The organism is Agrobacterium sp. GW821-FHT02D03 (genome assembly GCF_059421725.1).
Map to the genome: position 1 here is coordinate 195,763 of NZ_JBWKVN010000003.1, position 10,230 is coordinate 205,992.

Below are 10,230 nucleotides of genomic sequence, written 5' to 3' on the forward strand. Positions count from 1 at the left end.
GTTACGAATCTCTCAGAATATCCAGTGTCGTGTCGCGGCTATGAAACGATTGTCCGATCATTGGGCTTTGTCCACCGCCATTTGAATGGAGGCTGATATCTTCCGACAGCAATGCCAATAGGCGCTCTATATTCCCTTCCCGCGATGCGTCTTACGTACGTTGATACGGGCTCTGCTCGCGAGTTGTCGCGCGGGTCCACTGACCCCAATTGTAAACGCCGCATAGGAGCACCGTCCGCTTTCTCGACACTTACCGCTGATCAATGTGGCATGTCGAACGGGCGCTTGCAGGAACACTCCCAGTGCCGGATACTTGTTAGGTTCTCGCAGCAACGACTGCTTCTGCAATGCTTAGGAAATCGCCGGCTGAAACCTTGGTCGGCTCATAGGTTGTCTCTCCCTGATTTCTGGCGATAGCAAACTCATCGGTTACCGCACGGCGATGAACCACGACGGTGTCGATCGCCGGAAGGCACAGAACAAATTGTCCGAAATTACCGTTCATCAAGAAGGCTCCTTTGAACAAAGGATCGTTGGATGTGGGTAGCCACCACAGGTAGCCATATCCTAGACCTTCCTTGCTCTTGGTCTGCTCTGGCGTAAACCGCATTTCGGTGCTCTCGGCAATCCAGCTTTCAGGCACGATAGTTCTACCTCCCCACTTTCCCCCTTGCAGCATCAGCTGCCCAAGGCGGGCCATGTCACGCGCTGATAAGAAGAGATGGTAGGCGAGATAGCGCGACTGATTTCCGTAACCCATCATCCGCTGACGGTTGATGTCGAAATCTTCAAAGCCCAGTGGGTCCGCTAAATCCTCTTTCAGCGCCTGGAAAATGGTTTTTCCCGTACGTTCCTCGAAGATGGCACCAAGGACATTAAAGTCCCAGTTGTTGTAGAGGAAGACCGAGCCAGGTTTCGTCTTGCCGCGTTCTGGTGTGTTTTCGTTCCCGCCCGGGCTACCTGCTGCATGATAGACGCCGGAACTCGATGTCAGTAGGTCTTTAACCTTGGCGGTCTTTTCCAGCGGCAGAAGTCCCTCTTCTTCTTCAACGCCGATTTCGCCAATCGTCATATCGAGATCGATTTTTCCTTCCGCGACATAGCGACCGAACAGCATGGACAATATGCTTTTTCGAGCTGAAGCAAGGTAACTGACATCGGACAGATTGCCGTAGCGATAAACGATCTCTCCGCCCTGTGCCACCATCATAGACGTAGTGGCCATTGGGTAAAGCCTTGCTTCCATCTCCGCGAGTTTTGCCGACAACCAGCCTGCGGCAGCGACATCGCCTACGGTCGTCCATGGTTCCCGGTCAGCGATGCAAGGTGTCGCGTCCGCAGCCGACACGGTCTTTCCCACAAGGCTGACAGAGGCGAATGTCGATGCTGCGAGAACGGCACGTCTTGATAGAGTGGGACCTGCTGTCATTATAATTCTCCCAAGAATTTTCTGCTGTGTTGATTGCCGCTACCGTCAGTCATTGGCGCAGTTGAAGCTTGAAGCGCTCGCGACGTCGCCATCGCCTTTATATTTTGGCCAGCTTGGATATTCGCACAGTGGTCTGCTACGGCCTTTGGTCGAAGATTTTGTTGCGTCAACAACGACTGGATTGGACGGGGGCAAACCGTGTTCAACCCAATTGTCGAGCGCAGCGAGGTTATCCCAGGTCGGCGAGAAACGACCGCCGCCATGAGCCAGACCGGGTACAAGATAGAAGCGCATGAAATTTTTGACCTTGTCAGCGCCCATCCTGGCAACGACGGATTCAAACAACTTGGCATTACCCAACGGGCTTACACTTGGGTCGTCATTACCCTGAAGCCAGATGATCTTGCCGCCCCGTTCGCTGAAGGCAGACCAGTCTGTCCTCGTCGCACCGATTACGTCCGAAAGCTCAATGATGCGATCCTTGAGTCTTCCTGGCTCGCGGATACAGATGTCATTATTTCCTCCAAGCCGTCAGCTATTGTAATTGCCGACAGCACTCCTCTGCCTTGGACTTAACTGAAAAATCTCTCGTGTGTGAAATGCAAATAATAGGCATATTATTACGTTCTACGCATCAACGTCGCAGCCAATCGTGTTCACGGTGCGACCTACTAACTCGTGAGCTCTACTGTTTTTAAGAAAACTACCACGTCGGAATGAATGTCGTGGAAGCCGTTAATGACATCTACCAATTATGATCGCCGAGCCTGCTCAGCGCTGCTCGGACTCCTGACTTCGACCAGAGGCTCAATTCATCCTGGCGAACATCGAGGATAGTGATTATCGGTAATTCCATCCCTGATGGATCCGGTGGTACGAAGCGTCGTTATGTTTACTCTGCAACTTGCAGATCAAGTATCAAAAGGTCGCCTAGCCATCGTGCAATATAAGCATTGTGTTTCAGGCCTTGAATTCGCCGACATTGCAGTTCGAATTAAGAACTAAATCGATTCTCCGGAGACAGATTTATGGCGCTAGGCGCATCGCATCGCTTGCAGGAAAGCCTGGCAGCGGTCGAAACGATGACTCGTTTCGCGCTTGCTGTTCTTGCTCTCGCGTCCGGCGTATATACCTATCTGGGCGTGCGAAGTATTTTGGATGGCTCGCCCACAGCAGTCTTTTTTGCAGCGATCATCTACTCCGCCTCAGTCTCGGTCGGAATCTACGCCTTTTGGTCCTATATGGCGCGATTTTACCCGCACGTGACCAGCCGTTCTAGCCGCTCCGCGATGTTAGCTGTAATGGCGGTTGGCTGCGCGATGATTCTGGCTATGTCGAGCTGGCTCAATGCTGCAGCACTTGCAGGCTCAGCTGCTCTCGAACAGCATCTCGCGGAAACTGTTCAAGACTACACCGGAGATCTTGATCAGGCACACCAGAATGCTCTTGCAGCACAGAGTCTCTTGCCGGACATTCAACGCGCCAAAGAGCGTTTTGCCCAGCTTGCGGCGTCTGAACGACAGTCTGGAGCGCTGACGGGCACAACTGGTTCGGGCAGCGTCGTCTCGCTTCTGTCGCAGATGTCTTCGCAATTGAATGAACTGGAAAACGGCATCAATGCATCGAGGGAACAGGTTACCAGCCTGTTTGACGAGGGACAAAAGCGCCTCGAGACCATGCGCGCGCTTGTGTCGGCACCCGGTCTCGTAGAGCCACGGGCAGATAAGTTTTCGTCCGAAGCCGTAGCCCTCACTGGGGTCATCACATCGTTACAGCAAACCTCGATTGCTCCCTCAATTCGGCGCGCTGCCGACGACCTCTCGCTAGGTTTCATTGCGCCTATCGCAGACGGTGGCGAACAGGATCTCATCAACCGTCAAGACCGGGTTATGGAAACAATCCGCGCTTCGGTTGCAGCTCAATCGAAAGTGCTTTCCGATGCCGCAGACGAAATTTTGTCGCGCGCACCAGTAGCCGAGAGACGTTTCGTGCCGCTCTCGTCGGCAGAGGCTGTTCTGCGTTACGCTTCCGACTTCATTCCAGCATGGGCGGGGGCGATTTCCATCGATCTGCTACCAGGCGTCATGGTTTTCATCCTCGCTGTGGTGAATGGTGCGATCCGAAGGGAAGAGGCGGCCATGCCGTTCGCCGAAAGGGTCACTGTAGCAGAACTAATGCAGGCGCTCGCGATGCAAAAGGCGATTGCGGCCGAAGAAATGTCAGTAAGAGAGCTGCAGATCACGGAAGATGCCTCTGCTGAAACTCGGGACTGCGAGGAGGGTGAAGACACCAATAAGATCACAAGTATCGGTGTTAACAAGTCACCGCGCAAAGGTCCGACCACGTGAGACCAGTTGCCGCTTTTAAGGCCATGATTAGCTTGGACGACGGCATGCTGATGCGCGGCGCCTTCTACTCGCTTCTTGCGGCGGCGGCAACATTTGTGGTGCTTGACGTAAAGGACATGACCGAAGCCGAAGCTGCTCGACCCAGTCTTGAACCGGTGCCGGAGCTGCCAATTTTTCTCCCCCCGAAGGGTGAGCCAGGGGTCCGCGGCGCTCCTCCAGTCCAACCCTTGACCCCTGAGGAGGTGCTCCGCAAGCCAATGACATTTAGTCTTGTTAAAGGCGGAGTGCTGCATGCTGAAGGAACAATCGATCCCGGCGCAGCCGAACGCTTTTCCCGCGAAATCGAGGCTCGTGGTGAGTATATCAAAATCGTGTCGTTGGACTCACCGGGAGGGTCGGTCGATGATGCTCTAGCTATGTCCAAATTAATTCGGGAAAAAGCAATTGCGACCAATGTCGGCGAAAAGGCACTCTGTGCCTCGTCCTGCCCACTCGTTTTTGCTGGGGGCATTACGAGATCGGCAGCCAATAATGCCGTTGTGGGCGTTCATCAGGTTTTCAATGGCGGCATTGACCAGGGATCGCCGGAGCAAGCAATGTCTAGTGCTCAGGCCATCACTGCAAGAGTTGCGCGACACCTCGACGAAATGGGCATCGGCGCCGGTTTGTGGATCCATGCGCTGGAGACCCCACCTAACCAGCTCTATTATCTTTCGCCAGCCGAAATGTCCGAGTACCGCCTCACTACCGATGCGATAGGGGTAGTTGGAAGCGGTGATGGCTGACTTCTATCGTGCCGCTCCGCCTGACGTTTGGATCCGAGACTGTTCTGATCTCGAGAGCTCGGAGCCGGATCGTTATATCATCCTTCGCGAAACCCGGTTGCTTTATTCCACTTAGGAGTGTGCGCTTAAAGCTGTGGGCCTGAAAGCCTTTTCTCGTTCCACTCTCATTGATTCAACTTAATCCGATTGCCAACGATCCTCGCTTCAAGTGCCGAAGTCTATGGAGTTACAACGCGATAGAAACGCCCCGGAGCAGACCTTAGGCGCCCACACGCTGCTGGTAGCGCGTTGACGGTCGTTGGTAGCGCCTTATTAGTCGAGTGTAGTCGTTCTTCAAGAGCCTTCAGCACAGGAGGGATGGTCTGAAGGCGGCCTAAGTCAGCTTTTTGTCGGCGCCGTTAGTGAAGTCCAAAATAAATCTGATAGGTGCGCAATCGCTTAGGACGAGTGTCTCATCATGCCAGCTCTGGAAGCTTTGTGGTCGCGCGATTTATGTAGTCGACAAGGCCGCGGGCTGCAGCAAAGGATTTAACTGCTTCTTCTAAAAGATCCGGAGACATGAGCATCTGGGGTGAAACATCACGGCACGCCCCGAAGTTTTTGAGATTGAAAAAGTCGAGCGCGTCATGATCTTTCATATAAGGTTTGCCACTTGCATGGCGCCCGTCACTCAGACCGTTCGGAAAATAAGTTCGGAATAAAGCGCCTTCAACGATTCCTCGCCACTTACCTGTTTGACTCGAAATGGTCTGCCGTAGGATGCGAGCAAGGCGGGGCTGCGGCGATAATGCACCCCCGCCAACGTATGAATACGCGTGAGAAATACTCATGAAATAGGTCGCAGCCGAATTTCTAGATAGGGACACCCGGATTGTGATCGGAGCGACGCCCTTTGAAATCTGCGCAGTTGCCAGACACTTGCGCGCGTCGCGGTTTGCTTCGGCAATGCGGGGATCTAACCGTACCGCGCCTAGGAAAAGCGCAGATGCAAATTCACTTAAGTTTTGGCGCGCCAGTTTAAGACGAATACGGTTGTCGGCGAGCCACTCCGCTTCACCCTCCGCAGATGCTTCTGATAAAAACTGTAAAGTTTGCTGATCAATCATGAGGAAGCCTACGCACGTTTGCCCAATTTGTAACAAGTTTAAAAATACGAACATAAAGGGAACGAAATATGTCCGGCTTGGATATGTATCAGAGAATTTCTTCCTCTCGACCGTTGCTGCGCCGCTGGACAGAAGATGCCCCTCGAAAATCAGCCTCGACAGAGGGAGTTTTCGAAGACTGCGGCAGAGCATAAGGTGCGCAAATGGTGAAGTGCAGTGTGCAGTTAGGTTGAATGAAGCCGAACGAAGGCGTCTGCCGTCGGTCGCACGATTTTGTAGGAGGGGGCTAGCGACGCCGGCATTTTTCGTCCCGACCGTTTCACACAGTTACAGGTAGTCGGAAGAAGAGCCATTCAGGACCCCCCAATCTCCGCACCTCAAGGAAACACTGCCGGAGGCTCAGAGATCTCGCAACTTTATGCGTAATGTTTTGCCGAAGTGCGATAGAATTCAACGCTCGGAAAAGCGGGCAAAGTGTCGAACGCTGCCCTTTATTGGATGCGAGCTTGCGGCTTGAGCTTTTCAAAACTTGTTGTAACGATAGCTCTTGGCCAATCAAGGCCAGGAGTTTTTCAGCATGTGGAAGTCGGTTTTGATTGTAGCCGCACTGACGTCTTTTGCCGTCGCGCCAGCGAGCGCAGAGCAGTGCCGCGACGCCAAGGGCAAATTCGTTAAATGCGAGACGACGAAGAAGAAGGTTCAGTGCAAGGATGCTAAGGGCAAGTTCGCCAAGTGCGGCACTGCCGGCGCCATGCCTGTGAACTGAGCCTTGTTATAGAATGGCGGCCTTCTTGCGGTCGCCATTAACCACTAGAGTTCGGCTCCTCTGCATATTCGTTCCGATCAAAGACCGGCAGGTAGGGCATTGTGCCACAATTATTTTCTCAGAGCACAGCCATCGTTGGGGGTCGATTATAAAAGGGAAGCGTTTGGCATGCTGGCCCTGATCGGCGCCGGTTAGGGCTCGTTATCCTAGCGGCCACTTCCTGTTACCAGCGATCACGGTAGTCATATCCTCGTCGCCACTCACGTTCGCGTTCCCACGCTCGACGCTCTTGCCACTCCCGCCTTGCCTGGCGTTCCCGCCACTCGCGGCGCGCTTCCCAATCTCCGCGACGACCCCACTCGCGTTCGTAGCGCGGCGGGCCGTTCGGCCGGCAGAAGCCGCGTGGCGACAGATGATATCCACGACCGCAAGCGTAATCGACTGTCTGGATGTCTGTGGTGTCCGGCGCCAGAGGTTGCGCCAGGGGCATTGCATTCGCGCTTGCTCCCATCAGTCCGCTTATCAACAGCGCCGCGCCTAGAACTACATTGCGCATTTCAATCACTCCTCGTTGATGGAGTGATTTAGCTCTCGGTCCCGTGAACGGCGGCTGAATGAATAGTGATGGTTTTGTGGCGTGAGCGCGCGAAGTCTCACGTCGCTCCGTAAGCCTCTATGAACTCGACCTGCGAAACGTCACAGTCGGGATATATCCAGGCTTTCCAGTTGGAGATAATCCAATCACGGCTGACACCACTATCCTTGCTTTCGCTTTCAGCCGGCAAGTACACCAGGGGAATTCCCGCCTTGTACCCAGACGAGACCATCAAGCCGTACCGTCTTTCGTCAAAACCGGTCTCGAAGAGCATGAAGTCGACGCGTTCCTCATACGGATGTTTCGCCGGAAGCCTGAGAACGTTCCCGCGAAACAACGATGGCTGGTCGAGGTCGATAAGCTTCTGCTTTGGGAGCATGCCATTCCGTTCTATTTAGACTCTCTCGTAGCGGCTAAGCCTTGGTGCGGACATGCCACCACTTCCTCACAGGATGCTGACTGCATGTTCCTCCTTACAAAAGTGTGGCCTGAATGGAAACATCTTCGAGAGGCAGCAGCACCAAGCGTTCATCAGGCAAAGGTCGTTGAAGTGCTTTTGCCTCATCCCATGGCGCATTCATCCACACATCCACTTCCTCTCGCGTCGTCAACACTACGGGCATTGCCTTGGGATGGATCGGTTTGACGACGTCGTTCGGCTCGCAGGTTAGAAAGCCGAATAGCTCATGATTGCCGTCCCGCGGGTTTTTCATCGACCCGCGCACGCCAGGCCAATCGGTCCAGATGCCGGCGAAGAATGCAAGCGGCTCGCTGTTATTGATCGCGAACCATCGCTTCGTCTTTCGAGGCTTGGTGTCTTCCCACTCGCAGAACCGCGTCCACGGCACGATGCAACGGCTCTCCGGTTTTAACCATCGGCGCCAGTGCGGCGAGGCGACGTTGCGAATGTTGGTGACGCCTGTGTCTGGTCGATCGCCGAGAATGTTTGGCGGGGTGGGCATGCCCCAGGTGAGGCCGACAAGCTCGCGCGCTCCGTCACGGTTTCGGATGACCGGGGCAGGGCGATCCGGGTAGACTTCCACCTCTGGCTCAAGGTTCAGCCTCTCGCTCATCGCGCCGGCAATGTCTCGCATGGCTTCCTGGTTTGTTCGGACTTGATAGAGATTGCACATGCTTACCTCAACATTAAGTGATTGCGCGGTTGCTCTTGGTCTAACAAACTGCCTTTTGTCGTTCCTGTATCCCTGCGTGACAATCTATAAAGTGGTTATGCGTGGAATCAGCATTATCAGTTGTGGCTCTTGCGCAAGAACAACCAGCAACTTCGTCGCCCCTTGCGCCATCCGAGTACACAGATGATCAAAGCAATAGTTTCTGCCCTTACCCTAACGCTCATCCCAGCGATTGCGTCGGCGGACAACATTACTGGGCGGGCGTCCGTTGTGGACGGCGACACGATTGAGATCAACGGCGTGCGCATCCGCTTCGAGGGCATCGACGCACCTGAGAGCCGGCAGCTATGCGAGAATGCCGGCGGCAAACGTTACCGCTGCGGGCAAGTCAGTGCCAAGGCTCTCGACACCTTCCTTTCGCAATCGCGTCCAACAACGTGTACCGCGACAGGCAAGAGCTACGACAGGATCGTGGGGCACTGCGTTCGTTCTGACGGTGAAGATATCAGCGCTTGGATGGTTCGCAACGGACACGCGATCGATTGGCCGAAGTACTCGAATGCTCGTTATGCCAAGGATCAGGCAGAGGCACAGTCCGCACGTCTCGGTATTTGGGGTGGGAAGTTTGAAATGCCGTGCATCGCTCGCGGTGCTAGATGCGATTGACCGGAGACTGTAGAAGCTTAGCGATGAGCCTCGTCTGGTCGTAAATGGTCTCGATCGATCTGCGCTGCCTCGAATTACAAGCGCGCATTTTTTCATTCTTAGATACGCGCGTGTTGCGTCCTTCGTTACCGATAGGGACGGAACCCGTCCTCGTTGGAATCGCTATATCTCCACTGATCATAAGCGGAGGTTGCGAAATGTTGAGCAGACCGAAGCGTGCTGGGATCGTACCACACCAGTAGACCGCCAACCAAAACAGCAGCAAGCACCGCTGCGCCTATGAGCTTGCGAAGTATGAAGAATGCGAACCAGGCGGCAAGTATGGCGGCTGCCGCCGTCAGGAGCAGAGAATAGACGTCGTTTGGAATATAGCTTTCGATGATGTCCATCCAGCCGTTAAATCGCGCCGATTTGTCTGAAGCATGGCAGTGGTGAGATTCAAAAACACTCAACCAAATCCGTGCGCCACAATCTCGTGGCGCAGGCACATATTACTGGAGCCGGAAATTGACCAACGACAAGCGTCTCCCCGATGACCCGGAGCAGGTCCTTCTTCATATTTGGTCTGCTCTTGAAGGCGGTACAAAATCCCATGCCCCGTTCAACCTGCTCCAATTCGCAACAGTAGCCCACGATGGAAAGCCGTCCGTCAGAACGATCGTACTGCGGCAATTTACAAGAAGACCTGGAGAGTTGTTCTTCGTGACGGACGCCGGTTCTGCCAAGATGAGCCAGCTTCGGTCCAACAACCATGTGTCGCTGGTGGGCTACGATCCTGCAACATGGACTCAGATCAGGTTGTCTGGCTTGGCCAGTGTTTCGCACGACGAGAACGAGCGACTTGCGCAATGGAATATGTTGAGCACTCGTACCCGACGCTCGTTCTTACCCCGCGATGCAGGCTTTAGGGTAGACGATCAAGCGTGTGAGGAGGGCGCCGGCCCACAAATTCAACTGTCGGTCCCACCGGCGGCTTTCGCCCTGGTGAAGGTCACGCTTGTCAAAGTCGAGCTTCTGGATGTCTCCGATGAGGAGCATGTTCAATACAACTTCAACCGAGCAGATGGTACATGGTCGGGGAACAGATCGCGCGTCTAGTCATCTGCATCCAGCGACTGGAGACATCGAAACCTCATCTCGCAAAGGTCGCCGTCGGGATGGCATAGACGGTCACAACCCATGGCCAGGCGCCGGCGGAGCTTGGAGAAGCTCACGCTCGTGCCGAACTTCGCAACAACCGCCTTTCGTTCTAAGCTATCAACGCGTTCACACCGAATGCACTCGATTTCGATATTGGGCAGCCGGATGTCCTTCAGCGTGTAGCCGCGCTTGCTGTCGGGCGTCGGCGTGAATTTAGGCGTCTTGGCCACTATACCAACTCCCTTCGGTACCTCTGAGGACT

Annotated in this window: 13 protein-coding genes; 5 read left to right on the forward strand and 8 right to left on the reverse strand. The window is 54.4% G+C overall.

All coding sequences use genetic code 11. The features are described from left to right. Positions 1-316 precede the first annotated feature (316 nt). Positions 317-1,348, reverse strand: coding sequence for a serine hydrolase domain-containing protein (locus AC07U5_RS22595; RefSeq protein ID WP_312931205.1), 1,032 nt, complete (start codon positions 1,346-1,348; stop codon positions 317-319). Positions 1,349-1,474: 126 nt separating this feature from the next. After that, on the reverse strand, positions 1,475-1,939 hold the full coding sequence (locus tag AC07U5_RS22600; protein WP_313557570.1) for a tannase/feruloyl esterase family alpha/beta hydrolase: 465 nt from the start codon (positions 1,937-1,939) through the stop codon (positions 1,475-1,477). A 518-nt stretch (positions 1,940-2,457) separates the two neighbouring features. Here AC07U5_RS22600 and AC07U5_RS22605 point away from each other — a divergent pair. Both AC07U5_RS22605 and AC07U5_RS22610 read left to right on the forward strand, forming a co-directional pair. Beyond that, the gene (locus AC07U5_RS22605; RefSeq protein ID WP_113262261.1) at positions 2,458-3,777 is read left to right on the forward strand and encodes a hypothetical protein; all 1,320 of its coding nucleotides are present in this window, start codon (positions 2,458-2,460) and stop codon (positions 3,775-3,777) included. Then, positions 3,774-4,562 carry a COG3904 family protein gene (locus AC07U5_RS22610; RefSeq protein ID WP_062597739.1) on the forward strand — a complete coding sequence of 263 codons (789 nt, stop codon included), beginning with the start codon at positions 3,774-3,776 and terminating at the stop codon, positions 4,560-4,562. The genes AC07U5_RS22605 and AC07U5_RS22610 overlap by 4 nt, the downstream gene beginning before the upstream one ends. 455 nt (positions 4,563-5,017) lie before the next feature. On the opposite strand, the gene AC07U5_RS22615 is transcribed toward AC07U5_RS22610, so the two are convergent. After that, entirely contained in the window at positions 5,018-5,668 is a 651-nt protein-coding gene (locus AC07U5_RS22615) for a DUF2461 family protein (RefSeq protein ID WP_162241607.1), read from the reverse strand. 577 nt (positions 5,669-6,245) lie between these two features. Here AC07U5_RS22615 and AC07U5_RS22620 point away from each other — a divergent pair. Next, positions 6,246-6,434 carry a hypothetical protein gene (locus AC07U5_RS22620; protein WP_062597795.1) on the forward strand — a complete coding sequence of 63 codons (189 nt, stop codon included), beginning with the start codon at positions 6,246-6,248 and terminating at the stop codon, positions 6,432-6,434. 223 nt (positions 6,435-6,657) lie between these two features. On the opposite strand, the gene AC07U5_RS22625 is transcribed toward AC07U5_RS22620, so the two are convergent. The 3 genes from AC07U5_RS22625 to AC07U5_RS22635 form a co-directional block, all read right to left on the reverse strand. Continuing rightward, positions 6,658-6,990: a GCG_CRPN prefix-to-repeats domain-containing protein gene (locus tag AC07U5_RS22625; RefSeq protein WP_082478938.1), complete on the reverse strand. Its 333-nt coding sequence runs from the start codon at positions 6,988-6,990 to the stop codon at positions 6,658-6,660. 97 nt (positions 6,991-7,087) lie between these two features. Beyond that, positions 7,088-7,408 (reverse strand): Imm45 family immunity protein, encoded by a 321-nt coding sequence (gene imm45 / locus AC07U5_RS22630; RefSeq protein WP_062597736.1) that lies wholly within the window; start codon positions 7,406-7,408, stop codon positions 7,088-7,090. A 94-nt stretch (positions 7,409-7,502) separates the two neighbouring features. Further along, positions 7,503-8,162, reverse strand: coding sequence for an SOS response-associated peptidase (locus tag AC07U5_RS22635; RefSeq protein WP_062597735.1), 660 nt, complete (start codon positions 8,160-8,162; stop codon positions 7,503-7,505). A gap of 183 nt (positions 8,163-8,345) precedes the next feature. Between AC07U5_RS22635 and AC07U5_RS22640 the strand changes: the two genes are divergently transcribed. Further along, the gene (locus AC07U5_RS22640; RefSeq protein WP_062597734.1) at positions 8,346-8,828 is read left to right on the forward strand and encodes a thermonuclease family protein; all 483 of its coding nucleotides are present in this window, start codon (positions 8,346-8,348) and stop codon (positions 8,826-8,828) included. 125 nt (positions 8,829-8,953) lie between these two features. Here the strand turns inward: AC07U5_RS22640 and AC07U5_RS22645 are convergent, their stop codons facing one another. Beyond that, positions 8,954-9,217 carry a hypothetical protein gene (locus tag AC07U5_RS22645; protein ID WP_113262263.1) on the reverse strand — a complete coding sequence of 88 codons (264 nt, stop codon included), beginning with the start codon at positions 9,215-9,217 and terminating at the stop codon, positions 8,954-8,956. Between the two features lie 118 nt (positions 9,218-9,335). On the opposite strand from AC07U5_RS22645, the gene AC07U5_RS22650 reads away from it, so the two are divergent. Beyond that, complete coding sequence (locus AC07U5_RS22650) at positions 9,336-9,926, forward strand: pyridoxamine 5'-phosphate oxidase family protein (RefSeq protein WP_062597732.1); 591 nt, start codon at positions 9,336-9,338, stop codon at positions 9,924-9,926. Here AC07U5_RS22650 and AC07U5_RS22655 read toward each other — a convergent pair. Continuing rightward, the gene (locus AC07U5_RS22655; protein ID WP_312931189.1) at positions 9,923-10,198 is read right to left on the reverse strand and encodes a hypothetical protein; all 276 of its coding nucleotides are present in this window, start codon (positions 10,196-10,198) and stop codon (positions 9,923-9,925) included. The genes AC07U5_RS22650 and AC07U5_RS22655 overlap by 4 nt on opposite strands. Positions 10,199-10,230: the final 32 nt, after the last annotated feature.

Bases quoted from the DNA above. Each gene is read 5' to 3' on its own strand.
- AC07U5_RS22615 (WP_162241607.1), bottom strand. From the start codon at position 5,668: ATGATTGATCAGCAAACTTTACAGTTTTTATCAGAAGCATCTGCGGAG.
- AC07U5_RS22635 (WP_062597735.1), bottom strand. From the start codon at position 8,162: ATGTGCAATCTCTATCAAGTCCGAACAAACCAGGAAGCCATGCGAGAC.
- AC07U5_RS22620 (WP_062597795.1), top strand. From the start codon at position 6,246: ATGTGGAAGTCGGTTTTGATTGTAGCCGCACTGACGTCTTTTGCCGTC.
- imm45 (WP_062597736.1), bottom strand. From the start codon at position 7,408: ATGCTCCCAAAGCAGAAGCTTATCGACCTCGACCAGCCATCGTTGTTT.
- AC07U5_RS22625 (WP_082478938.1), bottom strand. From the start codon at position 6,990: ATGCGCAATGTAGTTCTAGGCGCGGCGCTGTTGATAAGCGGACTGATG.
- AC07U5_RS22605 (WP_113262261.1), top strand. From the start codon at position 2,458: ATGGCGCTAGGCGCATCGCATCGCTTGCAGGAAAGCCTGGCAGCGGTC.
- AC07U5_RS22640 (WP_062597734.1), top strand. From the start codon at position 8,346: ATGATCAAAGCAATAGTTTCTGCCCTTACCCTAACGCTCATCCCAGCG.
- AC07U5_RS22645 (WP_113262263.1), bottom strand. From the start codon at position 9,217: ATGGACATCATCGAAAGCTATATTCCAAACGACGTCTATTCTCTGCTC.